24 protein-coding genes are annotated in these 25,885 nt (G+C 62.9%); 15 read left to right on the forward strand and 9 right to left on the reverse strand.

Features of this window, described 5'->3' with window-relative positions; genetic code table 11:
• Positions 1-43 precede the first annotated feature (43 nt).
• From X733_RS158130 to recJ, 4 genes are all read left to right on the forward strand, one after another.
• Positions 44-454 carry a hypothetical protein gene (locus X733_RS158130; protein ID WP_023818133.1) on the forward strand — a complete coding sequence of 137 codons (411 nt, stop codon included), beginning with the start codon at positions 44-46 and terminating at the stop codon, positions 452-454.
• A 90-nt stretch (positions 455-544) separates the two neighbouring features.
• A complete protein-coding gene (locus tag X733_RS158125) occupies positions 545-1,762 on the forward strand; it encodes an LL-diaminopimelate aminotransferase (protein WP_023818134.1) in 1,218 nt (405 codons plus the stop codon).
• Between the two features lie 50 nt (positions 1,763-1,812).
• Positions 1,813-3,126, forward strand: a complete 1,314-nt coding sequence (locus X733_RS158120; protein ID WP_023818135.1) for a homoserine dehydrogenase — start codon at positions 1,813-1,815, stop codon at positions 3,124-3,126.
• Positions 3,127-3,374: 248 nt separating this feature from the next.
• A complete protein-coding gene (gene recJ / locus X733_RS158115) occupies positions 3,375-5,159 on the forward strand; it encodes a single-stranded-DNA-specific exonuclease RecJ (RefSeq protein ID WP_023818136.1) in 1,785 nt (594 codons plus the stop codon).
• 15 nt (positions 5,160-5,174) lie between these two features.
• Here recJ and X733_RS158110 read toward each other — a convergent pair whose 3' ends face one another.
• The 3 genes from X733_RS158110 to folE form a co-directional block, all read right to left on the reverse strand.
• Positions 5,175-6,146 (reverse strand): patatin family protein, encoded by a 972-nt coding sequence (locus tag X733_RS158110; RefSeq protein ID WP_023667624.1) that lies wholly within the window; start codon positions 6,144-6,146, stop codon positions 5,175-5,177.
• Positions 6,147-6,230: 84 nt separating this feature from the next.
• Positions 6,231-6,689 carry a phosphoribosyl-AMP cyclohydrolase gene (gene hisI, locus X733_RS158105; protein ID WP_023667623.1) on the reverse strand — a complete coding sequence of 153 codons (459 nt, stop codon included), beginning with the start codon at positions 6,687-6,689 and terminating at the stop codon, positions 6,231-6,233.
• 35 nt (positions 6,690-6,724) lie between these two features.
• On the reverse strand, positions 6,725-7,360 hold the full coding sequence (folE, locus tag X733_RS158100) for a GTP cyclohydrolase I FolE (protein WP_023818137.1): 636 nt from the start codon (positions 7,358-7,360) through the stop codon (positions 6,725-6,727).
• A 241-nt stretch (positions 7,361-7,601) separates the two neighbouring features.
• On the opposite strand from folE, the gene X733_RS158095 reads away from it, so the two are divergent.
• Positions 7,602-8,048: an iron-sulfur cluster assembly scaffold protein gene (locus tag X733_RS158095; RefSeq protein WP_023818138.1), complete on the forward strand. Its 447-nt coding sequence runs from the start codon at positions 7,602-7,604 to the stop codon at positions 8,046-8,048.
• 40 nt (positions 8,049-8,088) lie between these two features.
• A complete protein-coding gene (locus tag X733_RS1000000170140) occupies positions 8,089-8,343 on the forward strand; it encodes a hypothetical protein (RefSeq protein ID WP_196813698.1) in 255 nt (84 codons plus the stop codon).
• A 163-nt stretch (positions 8,344-8,506) separates the two neighbouring features.
• Here the strand turns inward: X733_RS1000000170140 and X733_RS158085 are convergent, their stop codons facing one another.
• Positions 8,507-9,424, reverse strand: coding sequence for a LysR substrate-binding domain-containing protein (locus X733_RS158085; RefSeq protein WP_023818140.1), 918 nt, complete (start codon positions 9,422-9,424; stop codon positions 8,507-8,509).
• 94 nt (positions 9,425-9,518) lie between these two features.
• Here X733_RS158085 and X733_RS1000000170145 point away from each other — a divergent pair, with 94 nt between their 5' ends.
• The 6 genes from X733_RS1000000170145 (at position 9,519) to X733_RS158060 (ending at position 16,259) form a co-directional block, all read left to right on the forward strand.
• Complete coding sequence (locus tag X733_RS1000000170145; protein ID WP_023667618.1) at positions 9,519-9,677, forward strand: hypothetical protein; 159 nt, start codon at positions 9,519-9,521, stop codon at positions 9,675-9,677.
• Between the two features lie 123 nt (positions 9,678-9,800).
• The gene (gene yidD / locus X733_RS158080) at positions 9,801-10,169 is read left to right on the forward strand and encodes a membrane protein insertion efficiency factor YidD (RefSeq protein ID WP_023667617.1); all 369 of its coding nucleotides are present in this window, start codon (positions 9,801-9,803) and stop codon (positions 10,167-10,169) included.
• A 156-nt stretch (positions 10,170-10,325) separates the two neighbouring features.
• Positions 10,326-11,141 carry a class D beta-lactamase gene (gene blaOXA, locus X733_RS158075; RefSeq protein WP_023667616.1) on the forward strand — a complete coding sequence of 272 codons (816 nt, stop codon included), beginning with the start codon at positions 10,326-10,328 and terminating at the stop codon, positions 11,139-11,141.
• 134 nt (positions 11,142-11,275) lie between these two features.
• A complete protein-coding gene (locus tag X733_RS158070; RefSeq protein ID WP_023818141.1) occupies positions 11,276-13,039 on the forward strand; it encodes an adenylate/guanylate cyclase domain-containing protein in 1,764 nt (587 codons plus the stop codon).
• Between the two features lie 222 nt (positions 13,040-13,261).
• On the forward strand, positions 13,262-15,235 hold the full coding sequence (gene thrS, locus X733_RS158065) for a threonine--tRNA ligase (protein WP_023818142.1): 1,974 nt from the start codon (positions 13,262-13,264) through the stop codon (positions 15,233-15,235).
• Between the two features lie 85 nt (positions 15,236-15,320).
• Entirely contained in the window at positions 15,321-16,259 is a 939-nt protein-coding gene (locus X733_RS158060) for a GNAT family N-acetyltransferase (protein ID WP_023725700.1), read from the forward strand.
• Positions 16,260-16,343: 84 nt separating this feature from the next.
• Here the strand turns inward: X733_RS158060 and X733_RS158055 are convergent, their stop codons facing one another.
• Positions 16,344-17,234 (reverse strand): ankyrin repeat domain-containing protein, encoded by an 891-nt coding sequence (locus X733_RS158055; protein ID WP_023818143.1) that lies wholly within the window; start codon positions 17,232-17,234, stop codon positions 16,344-16,346.
• Positions 17,235-17,390: 156 nt separating this feature from the next.
• Positions 17,391-18,353 (reverse strand): hypothetical protein, encoded by a 963-nt coding sequence (locus tag X733_RS158050; protein ID WP_023695450.1) that lies wholly within the window; start codon positions 18,351-18,353, stop codon positions 17,391-17,393.
• A 163-nt stretch (positions 18,354-18,516) separates the two neighbouring features.
• Here X733_RS158050 and X733_RS158045 point away from each other — a divergent pair, with 163 nt between their 5' ends.
• On the forward strand, positions 18,517-19,176 hold the full coding sequence (locus X733_RS158045; protein WP_245274392.1) for a nitroreductase: 660 nt from the start codon (positions 18,517-18,519) through the stop codon (positions 19,174-19,176).
• 108 nt (positions 19,177-19,284) lie between these two features.
• A complete protein-coding gene (locus X733_RS158040; protein WP_023818145.1) occupies positions 19,285-21,186 on the forward strand; it encodes a hypothetical protein in 1,902 nt (633 codons plus the stop codon).
• Here X733_RS158040 and X733_RS158035 read toward each other — a convergent pair.
• Together X733_RS158035 and X733_RS158030 are read right to left on the reverse strand one after the other, a co-directional pair.
• On the reverse strand, positions 21,183-22,058 hold the full coding sequence (locus X733_RS158035) for a CoA ester lyase (protein WP_023751531.1): 876 nt from the start codon (positions 22,056-22,058) through the stop codon (positions 21,183-21,185). The genes X733_RS158040 and X733_RS158035 overlap by 4 nt on opposite strands.
• Positions 22,058-22,510 (reverse strand): MaoC family dehydratase, encoded by a 453-nt coding sequence (locus tag X733_RS158030; RefSeq protein WP_023751530.1) that lies wholly within the window; start codon positions 22,508-22,510, stop codon positions 22,058-22,060. Before X733_RS158030 ends, X733_RS158035 begins: the two co-directional genes overlap by 1 nt.
• Positions 22,511-22,661: 151 nt before the next feature.
• Between X733_RS158030 and X733_RS158025 the strand changes: the two genes are divergently transcribed.
• Positions 22,662-23,783, forward strand: a complete 1,122-nt coding sequence (locus tag X733_RS158025) for a DUF2336 domain-containing protein (RefSeq protein WP_023751529.1) — start codon at positions 22,662-22,664, stop codon at positions 23,781-23,783.
• A 4-nt stretch (positions 23,784-23,787) separates the two neighbouring features.
• On the opposite strand, the gene X733_RS158020 is transcribed toward X733_RS158025, so the two are convergent.
• Complete coding sequence (locus tag X733_RS158020) at positions 23,788-25,857, reverse strand: FUSC family protein (protein ID WP_023751528.1); 2,070 nt, start codon at positions 25,855-25,857, stop codon at positions 23,788-23,790.
• Between the last annotated feature and the right edge of the window lie 28 nt (positions 25,858-25,885).

Consider the following 25,885-nt stretch of genomic DNA (forward strand, 5'->3'; position numbering starts at 1 on the left):
GACCGGGTCCAATGCGCTGTACCCCGGCTGCCAGGAAAACAATATGACGATTAACACCGGCAAGACCATTTTTTCGGGGGCAGGCCGCTTTTGCCGCATCGCGGTTGCAATCGCCTGTCTGGCGCCAGGGCTGCTGGCGGCAAGTGGCTGCACGAGCGCCAACACCGGCAACGGGATGAATGTCGGCCTGACCCAGGGCGCGCAGGACACCGGCTCTTATCCCAATCTCAACATCCCACCGCAGGTGGCGGCAAAGCAACTCACCCCTGAGGAGACGCAGGCCAAGCTTGCCCAGTTGAAGGGCGAACAGCAGGGGCAAGTGGCCAAGGGCGGCGGCGGTGCCCCGTCCACCAGCCCGGCGGCGCTGAATTCGCTGGCGAAGAACCATGGCAAGGACACGCTGAAGCAGATCGAAGCCAAATGCGATCCCGCCCTCGACCCTACCTGCAAATAAGGCTATATCGCGCGCCGAAAGCGGTCTTTGCCAAGGGCGCCTAGCCAAGCCAACTGTGCTGAAGCCAATCTTAAATCGTCTGGAACTGACATGGAAGAATTTCACAAGGTCCGCCGGCTTCCGCCCTACGTGTTCGAGCAGGTCAACCGGCTGAAGGCCAGCGCCCGTTCGCGCGGCGCTGACATTATCGACCTTGGCATGGGCAATCCCGACCTGCCGACTCCGAAGGCGATCGTCGACAAATTGTGCGAAGTGGTGCGCGATCCGCGCACGCATCGCTATTCCTCCTCGCGCGGCATCCCAGGTCTGCGCCGCGCCCAGGCCGCCTATTATCAGCGCCGTTTCGGCGTGAAGCTCAATCCCGACACGCAGGTGGTGGCGACGCTCGGTTCGAAGGAAGGCTTCGCCAATATGGCGCAGGCGATCACCGCGCCGGGCGACGTGATCCTGTGCCCCAACCCGACCTATCCGATCCATGCGTTCGGCTTCATCATGTCGGGCGGCGTCATCCGTTCGCTGCAGGTCGAGCCGGATGACGGCTTCATCCCGGCGATCGAGCGCGGTGTCCGTCATTCGATCCCGAAGCCACTGGCATTGATCCTCAACTATCCGTCGAACCCGACGGCGCTGGTCGCCTCGCTCGATTTCTACAAGGACGTGGTCGCCTTCGCCAAGAAGAACGACATCATCATCCTGTCGGACCTTGCCTATTCGGAGATCTATTTCGACGGCAATCCGCCGCCTTCGGTGCTGCAAGTGCCGGGCGCCATCGATGTCTGCGTCGAGTTCACCTCGATGTCGAAGACCTTCTCCATGCCCGGCTGGCGCATGGGCTTTGCCGTCGGCAATGAGCGGCTGATCTCGGCGTTGACGCGGGTGAAGTCCTATCTCGACTACGGCGCCTTCACGCCGATCCAGGTGGCGGCGGCGCATGCGCTGAATGGCGACGGCGCCGACATCGCCGAAGTGCGCGAGGTCTATTTGAAGCGCCGCGACGTCATGGTCGACGCCTTCAGCCGCGCCGGCTGGACCATTCCGGCACCGGCTGCCTCGATGTTCGCCTGGGCGCCGATCCCGGAGCCGTTCAAGCATCTCGGCTCGCTTGAGTTTTCCAAGCTCCTGATCGAGCACGCCGACGTGGCGGTGGCGCCGGGCATCGGCTTTGGCGAGCATGGCGACGATCATGTCCGCATCGCGCTGGTCGAGAACGAGCACCGGATCCGGCAGGCGGCGCGCAACATCAAGCGCTTCCTGGGGTCCAGCGCCAAGCAGCCGAACAATGTGGTGCCGCTCGCCGCGCATCGCTAAAGTCGCCGCACATCTTATTCGAGTAGATTTTTTGAGGGGCGTCGCCGGGCATGGCTGAAGCGTTGCGTGTTGGAATTGCGGGTCTGGGTACGGTTGGCGCCTCGGTGGCGCGCGTGCTGCGCGACAAGGCAGCGGAGCTGACGCGCCAGTGCGGACGCAATGTCATCGTCACGACCGTTTCCGCGCGCGATCCCAAGCGCGACCGTGGCGTCGACCTCAGCGCCGCCAAATGGTTCGACGATCCGATCAAGATGGCGCAGGCCGCCGATATCGACGTCTTCGTCGAACTGATCGGCGGCGACGAAGGGGCAGCGCGCGCGTCGGTCAAGGCAGCACTTGAAGCCGGACGTCATGTCGTCACCGCCAACAAGGCGCTGTTGGCCAAGCACGGCGTGGCGCTTGCCGAAATCGCCGAGAAGAAGGGCGTGCTGCTCAACTACGAGGCGGCAGTTGCCGGCGGCATCCCGGTCATCAAGACGATGCGCGAGGCGATGGCCGGCAATTCGGTCACTCGCGTTTTCGGCATCCTCAACGGCACCTGCAACTACATCCTGACCCGCATGGAGGCCGAGGGCATCTCCTTCGACGAGTGCCTGAAGGACGCGCAACGGCTGGGCTACGCCGAAGCCGATCCGACTTTCGATATCGAGGGCCATGACACGGCGCATAAATTGTCGATCCTGACCAGCCTGGCCTTCGGCACCAGGATCGCCGCCAACGACATCTACATGGAAGGCATTTCCAATATCAGCCAGGCCGATATCCGCGCCGCGGGCGACCTTGGCTACCGGATAAAATTGCTCGGCGTCGCGCAGCGCACCGACAGCGGCATCGAGCAGCGTGTGCACCCGACCATGGTGCCGACCGCGTCGGTGATCGCACAGGTGCATGGCGTTACCAATGCGGTGGCCATCGAAACCGACATTTTGGGCGAACTGCTGCTCTCCGGCCCGGGCGCCGGCGGCAACGCCACCGCGTCCGCCGTGGTCGGCGATATCGCCGACATCGCAAAGAGCCGGCCGGGCTTCCAGCACGGTCCGGTGTTCGGCCTGCCGGCCAAGGAACTGCGCCCCTACAAGAAGGCGCAGATGCGCAGCCATGCCGGCGGCTATTTCATCCGGCTGACCGTGCACGACCGCATCGGCGTCTTCGCCGCGATCGCCAAGCGCATGGCGGACAACGACATTTCGCTGGAATCGATCGTCCAGCATGCCGTCAGCGGCGAGACGGACGCGCAAAAGACGGTGATCCTGGTCACCCACGAGACCACGGAAGCAGCCGTGCGCAAGGCTGTCGACGGCATCACCAAGGACGGCCACCTCACAGACAAGCCGCAGGTTATCCGCATCGAGCGTGCGGGCTAGGCCAAGTCATTTTTCTCCTTAACCGATTTGATATTCCTGCTGAAAAGTGGTTCAGACGCCATAGTGCTCTATCTCTTTGATTTGGAGCCGGATTGAGATTTCAGGTCGAACCCACCAGTCATCATCGGGCTCTGGCGGAGGCGTGAGCCGCGAGATCAAGGCGCGTCACCAGGAGGTGGAAAAGTTGAGACTTTCCTGTTTAGCCGTCGCATATTGCCGGAAATGACAATCTGTAGACTACGCCTCCTATGACGGGCGACAAACGCTTCTTCCTCGATGTCAGGCAGTCGGCGACCGGTGTTTCCTGGGAACACCGGTTGAGCGAGCGGCAGGACATGACTGCGCTGGCCATAGCGCAGGGCCACGGCGTGCCCGACATTGTGGCGCGCGTGCTCGCCGGGCGGGGCGTCACCGCGGACCAGGCCGAGCGCTTCCTCGATCCGACGATCCGCAATCTGTTGCCGGATCCGGCTTCGCTGACCGACATGGGCAAGGCTGCGACCCGCATCGCCGAAGCGGTCATGGCCAAGGAGAAGGTGGCAATCTTCGGCGACTACGATGTCGACGGCGCCGCCTCTTCGGCGTTGCTCAAGCGCTTCCTGACACATTTCTCGGTGCCTTCGGAGATCTACATTCCCGACCGCATCTTCGAGGGCTACGGCCCCAATCCGGAGGCTATGCGCGAACTGGTCTCGCGCGGCGCGACGCTGATCGTCACCGTCGATTGCGGCACCAACAGCGCTGTCTCCATCGATGCCGCCAAGGCCGCAGGCGCCGATGTGGTGGTGCTCGACCACCATCAGGTCGGCGGCCCGCTGCCGGAGGCGACCGCAGTCGTCAATCCCAATCGCGAGGACGACCTTTCCGGGCAAGGCCATCTGTGCGCCGCCGGTGTCGTCTTCCTCACTCTGGTGCAGACGGCGAGGGTCCTGCGCAGCCGATTGCCCGACGCAGCGCCACCGGACCTGTTGTCGTTGCTCGACCTGGCGGCGCTGGCCACGGTTTGCGATGTGGTGCCGCTCATCGGCGTGAACCGCGCTTTCGTCGTCAAGGGATTACAGATGGCGCGGCAGCAGAAGAATGAGGGGCTCGCCGCACTGGCGCGGGTGTCCCGCATCGGTGAGCCGATAAGCACCTTTCATCTCGCCTATCTGATTGGGCCGCGCATCAATGCCGGCGGCCGCATCGGCGATGCAGCACTTGGCAGCCGGCTGCTCGCCACCGACGATCCGGTTGAGGCCGGGACCATTGCCGAGACACTCGACCGGCTCAACCAGGAACGCCAGCAGATGGAGCTGGAGATGCTGGCAGCGGCGCGCGCCGAGGCTGACGCCGAACTTGCCGGCGGCAACGGGCCGGCCATCATCGTCACCGCCAGCACCAATTGGCATCCCGGCATTGTCGGCTTGATCGCCTCGCGGCTGAAGGACCATGCGCGGCGGCCGGCCTTCGCCATCGCCTTCAACGCCAATGGCATCGGCACCGGCTCTGGCCGTTCGGTGTCGGGCTTCGATCTCGGACGGCTGGTGCGCGCAGCCGCCGATGCCGGGCTGATCGTCAAGGGCGGCGGCCACGGCATGGCCGCCGGCATCACGGTGGAACGCGCCAAGCTCGGCGAACTCCGTGCTTTCTTCGAGGAGCGCGCGGCGACCGAAGTGTTCCGGCTGCAGGACGAAGAAAGTCTGGCCGTCGACGGCGCGCTCGCCGCCGAGGGCGCGACGATTGCTTTGCTCGATGCATTGGAAAAGGCCGGGCCTTTCGGCGCCGGCCATGTCGCGCCGGTGTTCGCGCTGCCGCGCCATCGGCTGGCCGACGCGCGGGCCGTCGGCACCAACCACATCCGGGCTGATCTGCAGTCGGAAAGCGGCGGCCCCATCCAGGGCATCGCCTTTCGATCCGTCGATACCGCGCTGGGCGAATTCCTGTTCAAGAACAGGGGCAACACGATCCATGTAGCCGGCTCGCTGTCGGGGAATTATTGGAACGGCAACCGCACGGTGCAGTTCCGCATCACCGATGCGGCCAAAGCCTGACATTGCCGAATTGTTTTAAGCGAGAACCGTCTGCAGCCGCTTCAACTCGCTGATCTGCGCCATCGTCGCCTGGTAACCGACGCTGATCGCCTCATCCGCGCGGTGGAATTCGGTCAAGCCGATATGGCTGAGTTTCGGTTGGAGCGACATGTCGGGCGGATCGCCCGCCAGCCTTGCGCGTGAAATCCGGTCCTGGATGATGTTGAAGGCTTCGACCATGACGCCGGTGATGCCGAGACGGCTCTGGTGCGGCTGGTGGTCGGGGCTGGCCTGGCCTGGCCGGGGCGCGTCCTTCTCGATGAGCAGTTCGCCGGCGCTGTGCTTGATGACGGCGGCGCGGCCGAACAGATCGTAGTGAAGGTTGACCGCGACGACCAGCGGCTGCTCGTAGGCGCGGCAGACCGAAACCGGAACCGGGTTGACCAGCGCGCCGTCGACCAGAATGCGGCCGTTGCAATTCACCGGTTCGAACACGCCGGGCAGCGCATAGGAAGCCCGCATCGCGGTGATCAGCGAACCGCTGGACAGCCAGATCTCATGGCCGGTGCGAATTTCCGCGCCAACGGCGACGAAGGGTTTCGTCAGATCCTCGAAGCGGATGCCTGCCATGTGCTCGCGCAGCCTGACGTCCAGTTTCATGCCGCCGAATAGGCCGCTGCCGCGCAGATTGAGATCGAGCAGGCCGAAGATGCGCCGCTTGGTCAGGCTGCGGGCGAACTCCTCGAGTTCGTCCAGCTTGCCGGCGAGATAGCAGCCGCCAACCAGCGCGCCGATCGAGGTGCCGGCGATCATCGAGACTTCGATGCCGGCTTCGTCGAGCGCGCGCAGCACGCCAATGTGCGCCCAGCCGCGTGCGCAGCCGCCGCCCAGCGCGAGCGAAATGCCTGTCTTGCCCGCGGGTTGCGGGTCAGGCACGCCGCCGGACGATGAGGGGCCATTGGCCTCCCGCACGTCCGGTCTGCTACGCAATGACGCCCACTCGAGCATCATGATCTCCCTTGTCCCGCGTCCGTTCTACAGGAAGGACGTTTGAGAATAGTGAATATGAGTGGTTTGCGACTGTTGAATGGTTCACGCGGGCTTCCGATACGTTTTTTCCGCATCGAACAGCGGCGTGCTGCCATCGCCGGCAAGCGTTGCCTTGCCGCCGATTAGCCCCACCGTCCGATAAAAACATGAACGCCGGCCGGTGTGACAAGTTGCGTCGTGGCCCAACACTTTGACGCGCAACCATATGGCGTCCTGGTCACAATCCGTGAGCATCTCGACGACGGTCTGAAAATTGCCTGATGTTTCGCCCTTCTTCCACAGCGCCTTGCGCGAGCGCGACCAGTAGTGCGCGATGCCGGTTTCGAGCGTCAGCGCCAGCGCCTCGGCATTCATATGCGCGACCATCAGCAGCATACCGTCAGCGGCGTCGGTGACGACGACGGTGACCAGCCCGGCAGCATCGAAGCGCGGGGAAAACACCGCGCCTTCTTCGAGAGCCTTCTTGTCAGATGGAGCCTTGGGAAATGTTAGTGCCGACATCGCCGGTCCTTGATCTAGCGATGCCGGCGAGGGGCTTACGCCCCGAGGCCGCGCACCATGGTGACGAAACGGACCTGTTCCTCGGGCGTGTCCTTGAACATGCCGGTGAAGGTCGAGGTCAGCGTGGTGGAGCCCTGCTTGCGGATGCCGCGCATGGCCATGCACATATGCTCAGCCTCGATCATGACGGCGACACCGCGCGGATTGAGCACGTCCTGGATGACGCCGGCGATCTGTGCGGTCATGGCCTCCTGAGTCTGCAGGCGATGGGCGAAGATATCGACCACACGGGCAATCTTGGACAGGCCGACGACCTTGCCATCCGGGAGGTAGCCGACATGCGCCTTGCCGATGATCGGCACCATGTGGTGCTCGCAATGCGAGTGGAACTGGATGTCCCTGACGATGACGAGATCATCATAGCCGGCGACTTCCTCGAAGGTGCGGCCGAGCTCTTCGGCCGGGCACATGTCATAGCCGTTGAACATTTCGAGAAAGGCCTTGGTGACGCGCTTGGGCGTGTCGATCAGGCCCTCGCGGTCCGGATTGTCGCCGGTCCAGCGCAACAGCGTGCGCACGGCGGCCTCGACCTCGGCTTCGCTCGGCCTGTCGGTGACCGGCTTGTCCAGATAGTCGGAAGGGGGCATTATTTTCTTGATGACGGCATCCATAAAGGCGTCTCCCGTAGTTCCTCTCTCAGGAGGAACGAGTTGAACGGACCACGACCTTTCGGGTGCTGAAAACTCGCCCGGTTTCCAGCCCGCAAGCGGCGTGAACGAAATGGGCAAGGACGATGGCTTTGCGTTGCCTTGTCGATACCCGACTGCCACCATTATATATGGTCGTACGCAGCGAATGAAAGACGCTACAACGGCAATCGCTGTTCGCTTGGCGGCGACGGATTGGAAAAATATGATTGACGACGTCTACAATGCGAAAATTCTGGGTTTTGCCGGAAACATCGCCCGCATCGGCCGGCTCGATCATCCGGATGCGACGGCCAAGGCCCATTCCAAATTGTGCGGCTCGACGGTGACCATCGACCTCAAGATGGACAATGGCGTCGTCACCGATTTCGCGCATGACGTGAAGGCCTGCGCCCTCGGCCAGGCCTCGTCCTCGATCATGGCTCAACATGTCATCGGCGCCAGCGCCGACGAATTGCGGGCGGTGCGCGACACCATGCTGAAGATGCTCAAGGAAAACGGCGCGCCGCCGCAAGGCCGCTTTGCCGATCTGAGATATCTGGAGCCGGTGCGCGACTACAAGGCGCGCCATGCCTCGACCATGCTGACCTTCGATGCGGTCGTCGATGCCATCGGTCAGATCGAGAAGAAACGCGCAGAAGAAGCAGCGTGACATAGCGCGGGCTTCGCGCAGGACATGACGGACGAAGTGTTTGCACTGGTTGATGGTGGCTTCGGGCCTTGTGGTTTCGCTGGTCACGAGTGGCTATGCTGCCGGCGCAGAAAACGCCTCGCAGCAGAAGGCTGCCGCCTACCTCGCTGACAAGCTGGCTGGCTGCTGGATTATCCCCGTCGGCGACGAACTTGTGGCCACACGCGTCAAAATCAGCTTAACCGGGATGGTTCGCTGGCGGCGCCCCGAAGGTACTCAATCCTGCAACAGAACCACAGGGCAAGAAGTTCAATGACAGCGCAGTTCGGGTGATTACCCGTTGTGCGCCCTTCATTGGCCTTGCGACTTATGCCGATAGCTACCAGGCTTGGCGCGAGACGACGGTCAATTTCGACGGCCGAGTGATGTCATCCGGCGCGCAGCAGAAATAGAACCGAAGGCTTAAGAAGCACGACGGCTTAGGTCTGCTGTTCCTGCGCCCGTCTGCTTTCGGCAAATTCGCTTCTCACCCAGTCGGCAAAGGCCTTAGCCGGCTCCGGCAGGTCCTTCAAACTCCTGGCCACCAGCCAGTAGGCGCCCGATGCGACGTCGATGTCGAACGGCTTGATCAGCGCGCCGGAGGCAATCTCCTCGCCGATCTGCAATAGGTCTCCGAGCGCAACGCCGTGGCCGAGCAGGGCCGCCTGCTTCGACAGCGACACATCCGCCAGCATCGGGCCGCGCGCCGGAATGGCGTCGGCAGCGACGCCGGCGGCCTCGAACCAGCGCGCCCAGCCCTGGCGGTTTTCCTCGTGCAGCAGCGTGTAGCGGGCAAGGTCGAGCGGCTTTTCGAGGGTAGGGCCTGATGCCAGCAATGCCGGCGACAGGACCGGCGAATCGACGGTCGAGGCGAGCCATTCGGCCTCGCTGCGCGGCCATGAGGTGGCGCGCGCGCTGAAGCGCAGGGCGAGTTCAGGCTGATCGCTGCGGAACTCGATCGGCCTTGGGTCGACCTCGAGGGAAACGTCGATATCAGGCCGCAACTGGCTGAACCGGTTGAGCCGCGGCAACAGCCACACAGAGGCCAGCGACGGCTCGACACTGACGCGGACCACCGACTGCGCCGGGGCAGCCACCAGGTCCGAAAGCAGCCTGTCGATGTCGTCGAAACTCCTGACCAACTGATCGAGCAGGCGCTGGCCGGCCTCGGTCAGCTCGACGCGGCGGTGATGACGGCGGAACAAGGGCTGGCGCAAGAACTGCTCGAGTTCGCGGATCTGCCGACTGATGGCGGCCTGCGAGACGAACAGCTCCTCGGCGGCCCGGCTAAAGCTCAATTGCCGGCCGGCTGCCTCGAAACTTCGCAACGCCGTCAGGGGCAACCGTCCGCGCTTCATTTCGCATAACCCGAAGTTATCCGAACCGGAAATTATACTCGTTTGAAGGCGAAGGCCAGCGGGCGTCTAATCCGCTCTTAGAGGAGACACGGACATGATCCAGTTTCTGGAAATCTTTGGCGATGTGATGCGGATCGCGACGTTTCAATGGCGTGGCGACAGGCAGCATCATGTGCAGCGCACCGAGCAAAGGCCGGCCACCCGCTGGGCGGCTCCAGCGGAGCGGCATCCCTTTCGCCGCTCGCGACCCTGAAGCCGACAAAGAGGCGAGTGAGTGAAGAGGATTGCGTTTGCCGGCCGAAGCTCACATCTATCGGTTTGGAAACGCAAGCTGACCCGGAAGCCGGTTTCGGGTCGCGTTCGGAAAGAGACTGCGGTGGGCGACCAGCATCGGCATGTGCATGCCGCCGGACGGACCCGGCGCGGGCGCAACTGGCCCGGTCCCTGGCGCAAAACACCCGGCCGCATTTTCGGCACGTCGCTGGTGCGCCTCTATCAACTGACGCTGTCCGGATTTGTCGGCAATTCCTGCCGGCATCTGCCGACCTGTTCCGAATACGCGCATGAGGCGATCGCCCGCCATGGTCTGTGGGCCGGCGGCTTCATGGGGCTGTTCCGCGTGCTGCGCTGCGGCCCTTTCGGTTCGCATGGCATCGATCGCGTGCCGGAGGTACTCGATCAGCGCTATGTCTGGTTCATGCCATGGCGTTATTGGCAGATCGGCAGGAAGCGCGGCGAGGCCTGACGGCGGGCGCGCTGGTCCCTGATCCAGATCGCCAGCGCGGCATTCTTTACAATCCGGTAAGGTTAACAACGGGCTGCACAAAGACTGCGCATTTGAGTCAAAATCGAGCCAAGACACTTCGCTAAGCGCCTCCTGTTCATTCCCAGGAGAGCCCACATGCGTCGGATCGAAACCCATCCCTTCATCATTGCCGCGGTCCTCTTCCTGCTGGCCTGGTTTCTGGGATTTCCGATGCGGGCGCAATCGGCTCCGCTTGGCGATGTCGCCTGCACGCTTATCCAGGACGCGGCGAGCGGCGAGACGCTCTATCAAAGCGGCGTCTGCGACCAACGCGTCAGCCCGGCGTCGACCTTCAAGGTGCCGCTGGCGCTGATCGGCTACGACAGCGGTATCCTGAGCGATGCGCATACGCCGACCTGGGACTACAAGCCTGAATTCAGGGCCGTGAGCCGCGACCACAAAGCCGTCGACCCGACGATCTGGGAGCGCGACTCGATCGTATGGTATTCGCGCGAGATCGTGCGCCGGCTCGGCGCAAAAAGCTTTGCCGGCTACGTCTCGAAATTCGGCTACGGCAACATGGATGTCTCGGGCGATGCCGACAAGGACAACGGGCTCACGCAATCCTGGATAAATTCCTCGCTTGAGATATCGCCGGTCGAACAGACAGCCTTCCTGCGCCAGCTGCTCGCCGGCAAGATGCCGGTTTCTGCCAAGGCGCATGAGATGACCCGAGCCATCCTGCCGACTTTCCAGGCCGGCGGCTGGACGGTGCGGGGCAAGACCGGCAGCACCAGGCTGGGAAACAGCAAGGACAAGCGCGCGCTGGGCTGGTTCGTCGGCTGGGCCGAAAAGGGCGGCCGCCGGATCGTCTTTGCCCGGCTGGTCGTCGACACCAAGCCGATCGACATGCCGAAAGGCCCGGCGACACGCGCGGCGTTACTGAGGGAGTTGCCGCAACTCGTGAAGTGAGTTGCCGCGACAAATCCCGGCGGCTGTGCCAATGACCGCTGCGGAAATGTATCAGTCGACGTTCCGGCTCGTGGACTCTGTCGGTCGTCGCCCTTACAATCCCGGTCCTGTTGCTCTTGAAAGCAATGCACCACATGACCGAAGGACGCGTCCAACGCCGTCTTGCCGCAATTCTGGCCGCTGACGTGGTGGGGTATACGCGCCTGATGGGCAGCGACGAGGCCGGCACACTTGCCGATCTGAAGGAGATACGGGCCCACCTTATCGACCCAAATATGGCCGAGCACCAAGGTCGCATCTTCAAAACGACTGGCGACGGCATCCTCGCCGAGTTTCCAAGTGTCGTGAACGCCGTGGCTTGTGCCGTTGCTATGCAGCGTGCCATGTCGGGTCGCAGCGCAAAACTGTCCGAGGACCGAAGAATACAATTCCGCGTTGGGATCAACCTCGGTGACGTAATCGTCGAGGATGACGATCTGTTGGGTGACGGCGTGAACGTGGCGACAAGGCTCGAAGGCATCGCTCCTGTTGGAGGTGTTATGGTTTCGGGCACGGTGCGAGATCACCTCGGAAACCGGCTTGAACTGCAATTCGACGACATTGGTGAGCAGATACTTAAAAATATTGAACGCCCCGTGCGAGCTTATGCGGTGCGCCTCGACGGTCCCGAAGCGGCCCCCACTTCGCCGGCGTCGCTTGCTGATAAGCCATCCATCGCTTTGCTGCCGTTCGTCAATATGAGCGACGACCGTCAGCAGGACTACTTTGCGGATGGGATCACAGAGAACGTCATCACCGGATTGTCTCGGTTTCGCGATCTTTCCGTCATCGCCAGTAATTCGACGTTTGCTTACAAGGGCAAAGCCACGAAGATACAGGATGCCAGCCGAGAGCTGGGTGCCCGCTATATCTTGGAGGGCAGTGTACAGAGGTCGAAGGACCGGGTCCGGATTACCGCCCAGCTCATTGACGGCAAGACTGGGCGGCACCTTTGGGCAGAGCGCTACGACCGAGGCATCGAGGACATCTTTGCCGTGCAGGACGATGTCACTGAAAGAATAATCGGCAGTTTAGCCACAGCGTACGGAGGCCGACTGTTAAAGGCGTGGCAAGAGCGCCCGGAAGTCGCGGGGACGCGGAATTTTGAGGCGCTGGACTATTTCGTGCGCGGCATGGAGTCTCTCAACCGCTACACAAAACAAGACAACTTGCGTGCTCGGGAACTCTTTGAGAAGGCAGGCGAACTCGATCCGAAGTTCGGAAAGGCGTTTGCCAAGCTCGCTTGGACGCACATGATCGACGCAAGCGACGGTTGGAGCGCGAATCCCGAGGCTTCACTGGCATGTGGCCTGAAATACGCCAATTTGGCGATCGAACGGGACGACGCCGAGGCATGGGGGCACTATGCGCTCGCAGGGCACTGCCTATTTTGCGGACAATACGAACGCGCTATCGTTGAGTATCAACGGGCCCTTGAGCTTAATCCAAATGACGCCGACGTGCTGTTGGATTACGGTTCCTGCCTAAGCTATTGTGGGAGGGCACAGGAAGGCCTTGAGACGGCGCAAAAAGCCATGCGTCTCAACCCTCACTACCCCGAGTGGTACATCCTACAGATTGGCCAGATTTACTACGACGTTCGCAGATATCGTGAAGCGATCGCGGCGTTGGAAGGTCTACGAACCCTCGACACCGTATACCAACACTTATACCTGGCAGCGAGCTACGCGGCTTTAGGGCGCGAAGACGAAGCGCAGCAGGTCATCGAGCACATTTTGCAGCTGGAGCCGCGAGCCACAATCACGATGAGAACGACCTCGGATATGGCGCCATACAAGAACTCAGGTGACTTGGAACATCTTCGCGAGAACTTGCGCAAGGCAGGCCTGCGCGAGTGAGTGAAAGCTCGCGCTAGCCTTGAACGGCTGCAAAGTGGCGGTCCTTGGTCGTTCCGATCGGGGAGGCCGATGGCAACGTTCCAACTGGAATTCAAACTGACACACTACCAGCGCTCTTTACCTCACACCGTGCTGCCTCTAAAACCCGCCCGCTGCCGGATGCCTCCGGCTTCACACCACGACCACCCGCGCTCGTTTGCGGGACTGGATAGGAGATACCCGATGCTGAATTCCGTTTCCCTGACATTTCCCGATGGCTCCGTCCGCGACTATGACGCGGCGATGACCGGTGCGGGCCTCGCCGAATCGATCTCGAAGTCGCTGGCCAAGAAAGCTGTCGCCTATGCCATCGACGGCACCGTTCGCGATCTTTCCGACCCGCTTGGCAAGTCCGGCAAGGTCGAGATTATCACCCGCAGCGATCCGCGCGCGCTGGAGTTCATCCGTCATGATGCAGCACACGTGCTGGCGGAGGCCGTGCAGGAACTGTGGCCGGGAACGCAAGTGACCATCGGGCCGGTGATCGAGAACGGATTCTATTACGACTTCGCCCGTAACGAGCCGTTCACGCCTGACGATTTCCCGGTGATCGAAAAGAAGATGCGCGAGATCATTGCGCGTAACAAGCCGTTCACCAAGGAAGTCTGGTCGCGCGACAAGGCGAAAAAGGTATTTGCCGAGAAGGGCGAGCGCTACAAGCTCGAGCTGATCGACGCCATTCCCGAAGACCAGGATCTCAAGATCTATTCCCAGGGTGACTGGTTCGACCTCTGCCGCGGCCCACACATGGCCTCCACCGGGCAGATCGGCAACGCCTTCAAGCTGATGAAGGTGGCCGGCGCCTATTGGCGTGGCGATTCGAACAACCCCATGCTGACCCGCATCTACGGCACGGCCTGGGCCGAGCAAGCTGAACTCGATGCCTACCAGACGATGCTGGAAGAGGCAGAGAAGCGCGACCACCGCAAACTCGGCCGCGAGATGGACCTGTTCCATTTCCAGGAAGAGGGGCCGGGCGTCGTCTTCTGGCACGCCAAGGGCTGGAAGATGTTCCAGAATCTGGTCAACTACATGCGCCGCCGCCTCGACGAGCAGGGCTACCAGGAGGTCAACGCACCGCAGGTTCTCGACAAGAGCCTGTGGGAGACGTCGGGCCACTGGGGCTGGTATCGCGATGCCATGTTCAAGGTGACGGTGGCCGGCGACGACACCGACGACGACCGCGTGTTCGCGCTGAAGCCGATGAATTGTCCGGGCCACGTGCAGATATTCAAGCATGGGCTGAAATCCTATCGCGATCTGCCCGTAAAACTTGCGGAATTCGGCAATGTGCATCGTTACGAACCGTCCGGCGCCTTGCACGGGCTGATGCGCGTGCGCGGCTTCACGCAAGACGATGCGCACATCTTCTGCACCGAGGAGCAGCTGGCCGCGGAGTGCCTGCGCATCAACGATCTGATCCTGTCGACCTACGCCGATTTCGGCTTCGACGATGTCAGCGTGAAGCTGTCGACGCGGCCGGATAAGCGCGTCGGCACCGACGAGGCCTGGGATCATGCCGAGGCGATCATGGGCAACGTGCTGGATACAATCAGGACGCGCTCGGGAAACGGCATCAAGACCTCGATCAATCCGGGCGAGGGCGCTTTCTACGGGCCGAAATTCGAATATGTGCTGAAGGACGCCATCGGCCGCGAATGGCAGTGCGGCACCACGCAGGTCGACTTCAATCTGCCGGAACGCTTTGGCGCCTTCTACATCGGTTCGGATTCGGAAAAGAAGCAGCCGGTGATGGTGCATCGCGCCATCTGCGGTTCGATGGAACGCTTTCTCGGCATCCTGATCGAGCATTATTCCGGCCATTTCCCGCTGTGGTTCGCGCCGCTGCAGGTGGTTGTGGCCACGATCACCTCGGATGCTGACGATTATGCGCGAAAGGTCGTCGCACAGTTGAAGGCGGCAGGACTTTTGGCCGAACCGGATCTGCGCAACGAGAAGATCAACTACAAGGTGCGTGAGCATTCGCTGGCCAAGGTTCCTGTGATCCTCGTATGCGGCAAGCGCGAGGCGGAAGAGGAGACGGTCAACATCCGCCGGCTCGGCTCGCGCGATCAGGAATCGCTCAAGCTGGCGGAGGCGCTGAAGCTGCTTTCCGACGAGGCTGTTTCGCCCGACCGCAGGCGAAGCGCGGCCTGAGCAAACAATGTTTCGTAGAAATGGCGGTGGAGCGATCCACCGCCATTTTCACATGCCTGTCACGCGAACCTTGTAACGAGCCCCCATGCTCAAGCTGAAGATACGGGAAAGACCGTTTCCCGAACTCTCCTACGCCAATGCGAGCCAGCCGGCGCTGACGCGCTGGTTCATCCATTCCATTGAAGGCCTCTCGGGGCGCGACCGGTATGCCGCGCTCTACGATTTCTGGCGCCGCCAGGTGGCGCCGACGGGCGAGCGGGTGTTCAGCCGCATGCTGGAGCTGATCGACGTCAAGGTGCGCAGCACCGATCGGTGGCCGCCGGCGGGGCTGCCGGACACGCCGCTGGTGATCGTCGCCAACCACCCGTTCGGCATTGGCGACGGCATTGCCGTGCTGTCGCTGGTCGAGCAGCTCGGGCGTCCGTTCCGCGTCATGATCCACAAGGATCTGCTGAAGGTCCGCGAAATGGAACCGTACTCGCTGCCGATCGACTTTTCCGAGACCAAGGACGCGGTGAAGAACAACATGGCGGTGCGCCACGAGGCAGTGCGGCTGTTGAAAGAGGGCGTCACCATCGTGGTATTTCCGGCCGGCGGCGTCGCCACCGCGCCGAGAGGCTTTGGCCGGGCGCGCGACCTGCCGTGGAAGATGTTTCCGGCGCGCCTCGTGCAGGACGCCAAGGCGTCGGTGGTGCCGATGCATTTTTCCGGGCAGAACGGCCGGCTGTTCCATCTGGTCAGCGGCCCGATGAACATGGGGGAGCGCGAAGGAAGGCTGGCGAAATTCGTCGGCAAGGCGTCGCTGACGTTGCGCCTTTCAATGCTCATCCGCGAATTCGCGCGGCTGTCCGGCAAAGCGATCGACGTTCGCGTCGGCAACGTACTGCGCTGGGATGAGCTGGAGCCGCTGCGCGACCGCAAGACCTTGCTTGATCGCCTTCATCGCGGCGTCTTCGATCTGGCGCCCGACGCACCGCGCAGCCGCGTCCACTTCCTGCCGCGCCGTATGCGCAAGGCAGCCTGAGAGACGCTAACTAGGGCGTGTACTCATAAACGACGTTCAGTCGGTCAACTTTTCGACAACCTCGGCCCTTTTGCTCAATAGCTCCTAGGGCAGTGGGAGCGGTTTGTCGCTGAGTGTACGCAAGTAGGCGATCAGGTTGACCCGTTCGGTCTCGTCCGGGACGCCAGGCACCTCCATGTAAACACCCGGCGTGGTGAGCATGGGCTCAAGCAGATATTTGTTCAGGTCCTCGTACGTCCATACACCCTCTAAGGCCAGCAAGGTGTCGGAGTAACGCATATTTGCCATGGATGCCTTGTCGCGGCCGACGACGCCCCATAAGTTCGGTCCCGTTTTGATCCCTCCCTGTGGCTCGGCATTGTGGCAACCGTGGCACACGTGTGTGAAGTAGGTTCGGCCTTTCTCGACATCGGCAGCAGCCAACTTCATCGAGATCGGAGCTGGCGTTGGCAACACGACGCCGTGCGACATGAGATAGTCAGCAACTTCGCGTTGCCCCTTGAATTTTGCCAGATGGAGCGGTGTCTTGCCGTCCTTTGTCTTCGCATTCACGTCCGCGCCGGCCTCAACCAGTGCTTTCACGCAATCGAGGCAACCGAGATTGACCGCGATGTGGATAGCGTTTTCGCGGCTGCGCTTCGAATTTGGATTTGCGCCCCCGTCCAGCAACAGATTGATCAAATCGGTCCTGCGTTTTGCCAAAGCCAGAATAAGGGCAGGACCCAAACGCGGGTCCGGGACGGCGTTGACGTCGGCACCGCGTTCAATGAGCAGTTTTGCCGCTGCAAAATGACCGCCTTTGACCGCAAGATAGAGTGGTGTCGTGCGCCCGTCGCTCTCATCGACGCCGGCACCAGCGTCGAGCGCTGCCGTGATCGCCGCGACATCGCCCTTCATGGCGGCGTCGTGAATGCCGGCGGCATGCGATACAATCGGTGCAAGCAGTAGTGGAATGAAAAGCAAGGACATGCGCATTTGGCATCTCCCAAGGCAAACTGCGGTACGGGTCATGCTTTCAAGGCCGCAAAAACATACCACGAATGCCGGATCGTAGCCACTCCAACCGGTGCCTAGAAACGAATCGCAAGGTCGATCCGTCCGGCTGTGGCTTCGGGCTTATGAGTCCACAACCTAGTCGGCGCCTTCCTCGGGATCGATGGCCGAGGCTTCGGTGGCCAGGACCTCGATCTCCTGGTTCTGTCCGGCAACGACGGTGAAATCCTTCTGGTAGATGCGGTCGCGGTTCTTGGCGATGATGGTGTATTGGCCTTCGGCCAGCACCATCGAGGCGAAGGCGCCGACGGCCTCCTTGATCGGATCGCCGGATTCGTTGAGCAGCGACCAGGATGTATCGGCGATGGCCTCGCCGCCGGTCTCGCGCACCAGCTTCATGGTCTCCTCCGCCGCGCGATGCTCGACGGTGGCTTCGGTCAGCTTGCCGGCTTCGACACGGATGTCGGAGCGAATAACGGCATTGACCGCGCCATAGGTGGAGACGACATGATAAACGCCGGCGTTGAGCCGCACGACGCTGTTCGGCTCGACATCGGGAATGATCAAAGCGCGGTCGCCATTGGCCTCGGCGGTGCCCTCATAAATGGAGAAGCGCAGTTTTTTCGGCGGAATACGCACGCCGCCCGACAGCACCGCGTCGAGCTTGAGGCCGCCGGCATCGAGCACCAGGCTTTCGCGCCTGGCGTCCTTGCCGACGGTGATGCGCTTGGTGGCGCCGGCGCGTCCGTATGAGGCGTGGACCAGATAGCTGCCGGGTTCGAGCTGGAACACGGCGCTGCCGCCATGCGCGGAAGCCACCATCGGCAGCTTGCCGTCGCCGGCGGCCTCGGGCTTGAAGACGCGCCAGACGATGCCGCGCGTGATGTCGGCGCCCTTGTCGGTCAACTGGGCCGACAGCGTTATGGCGCCGCCGCCACCTAGTGCCAGCGGCGTCTCGCCCTTGGGCGGTGCATAGCTCGAAATATCGGGGAGTTTCAGATTGCCGATGCCGTCGGCATTCTGCGCCATGGCCATCGAGGCCGGCGCAAACAGCGCTACGGCGAGCCAAATCAGGAAAAGGCGCGATGTCCCCTCAAACATGCCTTGCGTTGAAGCCCAAGGCGGTGGCAATTTCAAGGCTTAAGAGTCCGATCCGCCTTGGCAACGGCTCTTTCGTCCGGCGCGTCCGCGCCAATGCACGAGCCGCCCCACCCGCAATGGCGCGCTTCAGCTCAAAATCGAGTGCTTTAGGAGACCTGGCCCCATGGCGTCGCCGATCATCGACTTCCTGCTGACCCGAAACTCCGCACCGATTCCTGAATTGAAGGAACCGGCGCCCAGCGATNCGCCGATCATCGACTTCCTGCTGACCCGAAACTCCGCACCGATTCCTGAATTGAAGGAACCGGCGCCCAGCGATGGCGATATCGCGACCATGATCGCGGCTGCAAGCCGTGTGCCCGATCACGGCCGACTGGAGCCGTGGCGCTTCATCCTCTATCGCGGCGAGGCGCGACTCGAGATCGGCAGGAAGCTGGCGGCGCTCGCCGAACAGCGCGAAGGGCCGCTGCCGGAAAACCGCCGCAACCAGGAGCTGGCGCGGTTTTCCCGCGCGCCGCTGGTGATCGGCGTGGTGTCGGTTCCGAAGGACAATCCAAAAATCCCGCAATGGGAAATGTTCCTGTCCGGCGGCATGGCGGCGATGAACCTGATGATCGCAGCCAATGCGCTGGGCTATGGCACCAACATGATCAGCAACTGGTATTCCGACGTGGCGGAGGGCCGGGCGCTGCTGGGACTGGCGCCACAGGAACGTGTTGTCGGGTTTATCCATATTGGCTCCTATCAGGGACCGGCGCCGGAACGGCCGCGGCCCGATCCGGCAAAGCTCTATGCCGATTATGCGGGGCCGTGGAACGACTGACACCCGAAAGCGATTCCCCTTTATTTAAACACCGGCTAAGACAGCGGCTTCGGCGATGCGTTGGGGTCGGCGCATCGACCATGGGGAATATTGGGGGTTGCCGGCGACATGAAGAAACGAGACTCGCTGGGAACCCGGCTGCGCTACGGGTTTGACAAGAGCATGGCCGCCGGCCCGATCGCGCTGATCGGCTGGCTCGCAGTTGCTTCGCTGCTGATCATCATTGCCGCCGCGGCTTTCCTTGCGGTGACCCGCATTGCGCCGGAGGGCGGCGAGCTGTTGAACTTCTTCGAAGCATTCTGGGAATCGCTGATGCGCACGCTCGATTCCGGCACGATGGGCGGCGACACCGGCTGGGCCTTTCGTCTCGTCATGCTCTTTGTCACGCTCGCCGGCATCTTCGTCGTGTCGGCCCTCATCGGCGTGCTCAGCGCCGGCGTCGACAGCAAGCTCGATGAATTGCGCAAGGGCCGTTCGCGGGTGCTGGAGAGCGACCACACCATCATCCTCAACTGGTCGCCGTCGATCTTCGACGTCATCTCCGAACTCGTCATTGCCAATGCCAGCCGCCGCCATCCGCGCATTGTCGTCATGGCCAATATGGACAAGGTGGTGATGGAGGACGAGATCGCCGCCAAAGTCGGCAGACTGGGCAATACACGCATCATCTGCCGCAGCGGCGACCCGACCGACCTCTACGATCTGGCCATCGTCAACCCGCAGACCTCGCGCTCGATCATCGTGCTGTCGCCGGACGGCGACGACCCGGATTCGCAGGTGATCAAGACGGTGCTGGCGCTGGCCAACGACCCGAACCGGCGCACGGCGCCCTATAACATCGCCGCCGAGATCCGCGACGGAAAGAACGCCGAGGTCGCCCGCGTCGTCGGCGGGGCCGAGGTACAGCTTGTCCTGGCCGACCAGCTGATCTCGCGCATCGTCGTGCATTCGAGCCGGCAGTCGGGTCTCAGCGGCGTCTATTCGGAGCTGCTCGATTTCGACGGCTGCGAAATCTACACGACCGAGCAGCCTGATCTCACCGGCAAGACCTTCGGCGAGGCAGTGATGGCGTATGAGCATTGCGCGCTGATCGGGCTCTGCGACCAGCAGGGGCGCGTCAATCTCAACCCGCCGTCGGAGCTGGTAATCGGCAAGGACATGCGCGCCATCATCATTGCCGAGGACGATGCCGCCATCAAGCTGGGAAGCGCCGGAGCCAAGATCGATGCCGCGGCGATTCTTCGCCATCAGCCCATCGAGGCGAAGCCGGAGCGCACGCTGATCCTTGGCTGGAACCGGCGCGGTCCGATCATAACCTATGAACTGTCGCGCTACGTCGCACCTGGGTCAATCCTGACCATCGCCGCCGATACGCCTGGCCTCGAGCAGGAACTTGCCGGACTGCCGGTCGTCGGCGACAATCTGGCGGTTTCCTGCCGCATCACCGACACGTCGAGCAGAACAGCACTGGCAAGTCTGGACGTGCCTTCTTACGACCACGTGCTCGTCCTCGGCTACAGCGAGACCATGGCAGCGCAGCCCGCCGATACGCGCACGCTGGTGACGCTGCTGCATTTGCGCAAAATCGCAGACGATGCCGGCACGCATATCTCGATCGTCAGCGAAATGATCGACGTGCGCAACCGCGAGTTGGCGGCGGTGACCAAGGCCGATGACTTCGTCGTCAGCAACCGGCTGGTCAGCCTGATGCTGGCGCAGGCATCGGAGAACCAGCATCTCGCCGCGATCTTCGATGACCTGCTCGACGAGGAGGGCTCCGAAATCTACATGCGTCCGGTCGGCGACTATGTCGCCATCGACCAGCCGGTGACGTTCTGGACGATCGCGGAATCGGCGCGGTTGCGCGGAGAGATCGCCATCGGGCACCGGCGCGTTCGCGCCGCGCAGAATGATGAGCGGGCTCTGGGCGGCGTCACCGTCAACCCGTTGAAGTCGCAAGCGCTGGCCTACCTGCCGGAGGACCGGGTCATCGTGCTGGCGCGGGACTAAACCCCGGCTGCCTTGGCGCGAGCCAGAAGCCGCTCGGCGAGCCTGAGATGCGGCCGGTCATACATCTTGCCGTCAATGCCGACCACGCCAGGATTTCCGGCCGCCTCGAAGGCCGCGACGATGGCCTGCGAGCGTTGCACTGCCTCCGCCGACGGTGTGAAGGCGGCGTTGATGACCGGCACTTGCGCCGGATGGATCGCCATCTTGCCGGTAAAGCCGTCACGCTCGGCCTCCGTGCATTCGGCTTCGAAGACGGCCATGTCGCGAAAGGCGGGGAAGACCGTGTCGATCGCCGCGACTTCGGCCGCGCCGGCGGCGAGGATGGTCATGGTGCGGGCATGGCGGAAGACATCGGTGTAGCGGCCGTTGTCGTCGCGCGCAGCCCGCGCACCGATCGCCGCGGACAGATCTTCGGCACCCCAGGTGAGGCCGGCAAGCCGGGCGCTTGCCCCGGCGTAGGTCGCGGCGGCCAGCAAACTGGCAGCCGTCTCGGTGATGATCGGCAGGATCTTGATCGCGCCATCCGGCAATCCGTTTTCGGCCTCATGCACGCGGAGCTTTACGGACAGCTGCTGAACATCCTGGCCGCTGTTCGACTTCGGCAGCATGATGCCGTCGGGCTTTGCAGGAACCAGCGCGGCCAGATCATCGTCGGTCAATCTGGTCGAGAGATCGTTGACGCGGACATAGATGGCGGAGCTTGTCTGCTGCCTGTTGCCGGCGATAAAGCGTGCCGCGATGTCGCGTGCCGCCGCCTTGTTTTGTGGCGCCACGGAATCCTCGAGATCGACGATGACCACGTCGGCGCCGGCGCCAAAGCCTTTGTCCAGCTTCTTTTCGGAATCACCGGGAACAAACAGCAGCGAGCGCATCAGGCCGCCTTTTTCATCATCATCGCCTGGCGCGTGCATTTGGCAACGAGCACATCGTTCTGATTGTAGGCGTGATGCTCGAACTCGACGATGCCGCGGTCCGGCTTCGATTTCGAGTCCCTGACTGAGATCACCGTCGTTTCGACACGGATGGTGTCGCCGTGGAAGACCGGGTGCGGAAACACCGTCTCCTTCATGCCGAGATTGGCAATTGTGGTGCCGACGGTGATGTCATTGACGGAAATGCCGATCATCAGGCCGAGCGTGAACAGCGAATTGACCAGCGGTCTGCCCCATTCGCTCTTGGCGGCGAAGTCGAAGTCGATGTGCAGCGGCTGCGGGTTCAGCGTCATCACCGAGAACAGCATGTTATCGCTTTCGGTGACGGTCTTGCGCAGCGTGTGCCGAAAGACATGTCCGACGACGAACTCTTCGAGATAAAGCCCGGGCATCGTTTTTCTCCTCCGCTGCCTGACGGTTGATAGGCGCTGCCCATGCCACCCGCAAGCCAGTTAATAAACATGGTGAACCGTTCGTAAACCATTTCTGCCTAGGGTCATTCCTGGGGCCGGAAGCTTTCCGGCAAGGGGCGTAGCAGGCAGTATGGTTGTCTCGCATTTTCTCAAATGGATCTACACCGCGAGAGTTTCGGAGCGCGCCGCGGCGGCAAGCGCGCTGGCCCGCGCCTACGTCAATTCCGACCTGCCTTTCGAAGACCGTTGCGCGGCCGAAGCGGCGCTGACGCTGCTGCTCGACGACGCCTCGTCGAAGGTGCGGCTGGCTATGGCCGAAGCGCTGTCGATGAGCCATCACGCGCCGCTGCAGATCATCAGCGCGCTTGCCTCCGATCAGCCGGAAGTGGCAGCCCTGGTGCTGGCGCGCTCCCCGCTGCTGACGGACGCCGACCTGATCGACCGCGTCGCGGCCGGGCACAAGGCGACGCAAAAACTGATCGCCGACCGGCCGGTCGTTTCGATGGCGGTTGCCGCGGCGATCGCCGAGATCGGCGAACCGGAAGCGTGTGCGGCGCTGCTCGCCAATGACGGCGCCGACATAGCCTCGCTCTCCTTCCGCCGCATCGCCGAGCGGCATGGCCATATCGCTCATTTGCGCGAGGCAATGGTCACGGATGTGCGGCTGCCGGCCGACTGCCGGCACATGCTGCTGGTCAAGCTCGGCGAAACGCTGAAGGCTTCGCCGCTGGTGATGGCGCTGATGGGGGCGGCCAGAGCCGAGCGCGTCACGCGCGATGCTTGCGTCAAGGCTTCGGTGCGGCTGGTCGAAGGCACGCGCGCGGAGGAACATGCGGCACTCATCGAACATCTGCGCCTGCGCGGCGACCTGACCGCAAGTTTCATCATCCGCACCATTGCCCACGGCAAGGTCGACTTTTTCGGCTCGGCCCTGGTCGCGCTCAGCCAGCAGTCGGAGCAGCGGGTGCGGGCCTTGCTCGCCGGCGGCCAGGACCTTGCGTTGCAGGCGCTGTTCCGCAGCGCCGGCCTTGCCGCTTCCACCCATGCCATCATCCTGCGCGCGCTCAAGATCTGGCGCGAAGTCGCCAACGGCAAGCGCCTCGCCGGCGTGCAGGAAGTCAGCTGGCTGATGCTGAAGGAACTCGGAGGTCAATCCACTGAGGGCGATCTCGCCGGCCTGGTCAAGTCGATCCATCTCGACGCGCTGCGGGAAAACGCGCGCGGGCATGCGCTGGCGATAGCCGCGGCCTGACGCCCTAGCCACGGCCCCTGGTGAAGAAATCCGGGAAATCCTCGATCGCGGCGGCGATGATGCGCAGCGAGGCTGCGATCTGCAGCATATCCGCACCGCCGCTGCGCTCTGAAAGGCTGGCTGCATATTGCCGGGCCACAGTGACAGTTGCTGTCTGTGGATCGCCGGTTGCGCGAAAGAGCAGTTCACGCGCGAGGCCGCGCAGGAAATTGGCGATCGAGAGCGCGGTGTCGGTAGGAGTGGACGGGCTCTGCTGCGCCGCGCGCAGACGCAGGATTTCAAGGCCGACGGTAACGGCGGCGACCCCGCCGCCCAGAATCGCATCGCCTTTCCTGCCGGCATTTTGCAAGAGCGGCATCAGCTGGTTGATGCGGTCATAGGCCAGGCTCTCGAAGGCCGAACGCCGCGGCACCCGCTCATGCAGGCACAGCCGCGCCAGATCCTCGCGCATGGCCCGCACGATGCGGTTGGCCGCGCGCCATGGATCCACCGGCAGCACCACGATGAAGACGCCGATCGCCAGCAGGATGCCGACCAGCACCGACGCCGAGCCGGCGAAAAACGGGCCTGGGGCATAGGTCATCGCCTGATGCGGGCTGAGGAAGGCGAGGAAATTGATGGCAAAGGCCGTCGCCACGCCGACGGTGCGCGGATTGGCCATGCCCAGCGCCGTCGGTACCAGGATCGGCACGACAAACAGCGTGAACCAGCCGAAGCCGGGCAAAGCAGGCAGCGCGACCTGGCCGACAAGGAAGGCAAAGGGCAAAGCCAGCAGCGTTCCCTTGAAGAAGCCCCAGGACACCCGCACCGGGTCAGGCCGCGCGGCGAAAAGACTGGAGACGACGGCAACGAGGATGACGGTGCCGGCCGCGTCGGACCATTTCGTCGTCAGCCAGAAGGCGGCGACCGCCAACGTGGCAAGGCCGGCGCGTATGGCATTGCGCGAAGCCCCGGGATAATCGCGGTGCACCACCAGCGCAGGCGGCTGCCTGTTGCTCCGGCTGGGGCCCGTCACCGGTGCGCGCAGGGCGTCGAGGCCGCGCAGCACCTGCTTGAAGGCTTCGGCGAAATCGGCGGCGATGGTGAGGCGGGTTATGGTGCCGACCCTGTCGTCGCCCTGATCGGTCGAGGCGTCGGGCATTTGCCGGGCCTTGCCGGCAATCGCGTCGAGCCGCGTCACCCAGGGCGACGTGTCGTCCAGCGCCTCGGGCGTCGCTGCCAGCTCGCTGACCAACGACTGCAGTTCGGAGCGTACCGGAATGAGCGCTGCGTTTTTCGGCGCGGCATGCGAATGCAGCGCGCGCGCCGCCGACAGCGCCGAGAGAAGCTGACCGATGGTTAGGCGGACCGGATGGGCGCGGGTGGCGAAGCTCGGTGCTTCGAGCCGGGCATAGGCGCGCATCTCGGCCAGCATCTGGGCGTCGGTGATCAGCTTGCGGTGCAGGCCGGCCAGCGTCGCCGGGTCGCCACCGGAAAAAGCGCCGCCTGCATAGGTTGCAAGGTCGAGGATGCTGCGCTTCAGCCTGGAGATAATGGCGTCAGCGGCCAGCTTGGGCAGGATCAGCCGGCTGGTCAGGCCGGCGCAGACGATGCCGAGCACGATCTCGGCGCAGCGCGCGACAGCGAGATCGACGACCACGTGCGGCTGGCCGAAAGCCGGCAGCCCAATGATCATCGCGGTATAGCCGGCAAGTGCGGCGCCATAGGCTTCCGGATTGCGCAGCAGCGACGAAACCAGCGTGCACAGCCCAATCCAGACGGATAGCGCCGTGACCAGCAGCCAGGGATTGGTGCCGAAAACCGAGGTGATGCCGATCGCCGCAAGTCCACCGGCCAGCGTGCCGAGCAGCCGGTAAAAACCTTTCGCCAGCACCATGCCGGCGACCGGCTGGGCGACGATGAAGACCGTCATCATCGCCCATTGCGGGTGGTCGAGTTTCAACGCGTAAGCAGCGAGAAGCGCGATCAGACCGGCCGAAACCGTGCGCAGGGCGAAAATCCAATCCGAGCGCGTCGGCTGCGTCAGGCCCGCCAAACTGGTTTCGAAGTAGCTCTTCAGCCGCGCCCGGATCACAAGCTGGTCTCCGTATCGGAAGTGCAGG

Origin of the sequence: Mesorhizobium sp. L2C066B000 (genome assembly GCF_000502335.1) — a bacterium.
GTDB lineage: Bacteria > Pseudomonadota > Alphaproteobacteria > Rhizobiales > Rhizobiaceae > Mesorhizobium.

Bases quoted from the DNA above. Each gene is read 5' to 3' on its own strand.
- hisI (WP_023667623.1), bottom strand. From the start codon at position 6,689: ATGTCGGCACTAACATTTCCCAAGGCTCCATCTGACAAGAAGGCTCTC.
- X733_RS158030 (WP_023751530.1), bottom strand. From the start codon at position 22,510: ATGCCCGGGCTTTATCTCGAAGAGTTCGTCGTCGGACATGTCTTTCGG.
- blaOXA (WP_023667616.1), top strand. From the start codon at position 10,326: ATGCGTCGGATCGAAACCCATCCCTTCATCATTGCCGCGGTCCTCTTC.
- X733_RS158110 (WP_023667624.1), bottom strand. From the start codon at position 6,146: ATGCTCGAGTGGGCGTCATTGCGTAGCAGACCGGACGTGCGGGAGGCC.
- X733_RS158050 (WP_023695450.1), bottom strand. From the start codon at position 18,353: ATGTTTGAGGGGACATCGCGCCTTTTCCTGATTTGGCTCGCCGTAGCG.
- X733_RS158085 (WP_023818140.1), bottom strand. From the start codon at position 9,424: ATGAAGCGCGGACGGTTGCCCCTGACGGCGTTGCGAAGTTTCGAGGCA.
- X733_RS158070 (WP_023818141.1), top strand. From the start codon at position 11,276: ATGACCGAAGGACGCGTCCAACGCCGTCTTGCCGCAATTCTGGCCGCT.
- X733_RS158120 (WP_023818135.1), top strand. From the start codon at position 1,813: ATGGCTGAAGCGTTGCGTGTTGGAATTGCGGGTCTGGGTACGGTTGGC.
- X733_RS158035 (WP_023751531.1), bottom strand. From the start codon at position 22,058: ATGCGCTCGCTGCTGTTTGTTCCCGGTGATTCCGAAAAGAAGCTGGAC.
- X733_RS1000000170145 (WP_023667618.1), top strand. From the start codon at position 9,519: ATGATCCAGTTTCTGGAAATCTTTGGCGATGTGATGCGGATCGCGACG.
- X733_RS158060 (WP_023725700.1), top strand. From the start codon at position 15,321: ATGCTCAAGCTGAAGATACGGGAAAGACCGTTTCCCGAACTCTCCTAC.
- recJ (WP_023818136.1), top strand. From the start codon at position 3,375: ATGACGGGCGACAAACGCTTCTTCCTCGATGTCAGGCAGTCGGCGACC.
- thrS (WP_023818142.1), top strand. From the start codon at position 13,262: ATGCTGAATTCCGTTTCCCTGACATTTCCCGATGGCTCCGTCCGCGAC.
- X733_RS158055 (WP_023818143.1), bottom strand. From the start codon at position 17,234: ATGCGCATGTCCTTGCTTTTCATTCCACTACTGCTTGCACCGATTGTA.
- X733_RS158025 (WP_023751529.1), top strand. From the start codon at position 22,662: ATGGTTGTCTCGCATTTTCTCAAATGGATCTACACCGCGAGAGTTTCG.
- folE (WP_023818137.1), bottom strand. From the start codon at position 7,360: ATGGATGCCGTCATCAAGAAAATAATGCCCCCTTCCGACTATCTGGAC.
- X733_RS158125 (WP_023818134.1), top strand. From the start codon at position 545: ATGGAAGAATTTCACAAGGTCCGCCGGCTTCCGCCCTACGTGTTCGAG.
- X733_RS158040 (WP_023818145.1), top strand. From the start codon at position 19,285: ATGAAGAAACGAGACTCGCTGGGAACCCGGCTGCGCTACGGGTTTGAC.
- X733_RS158130 (WP_023818133.1), top strand. From the start codon at position 44: ATGACGATTAACACCGGCAAGACCATTTTTTCGGGGGCAGGCCGCTTT.
- X733_RS158095 (WP_023818138.1), top strand. From the start codon at position 7,602: ATGATTGACGACGTCTACAATGCGAAAATTCTGGGTTTTGCCGGAAAC.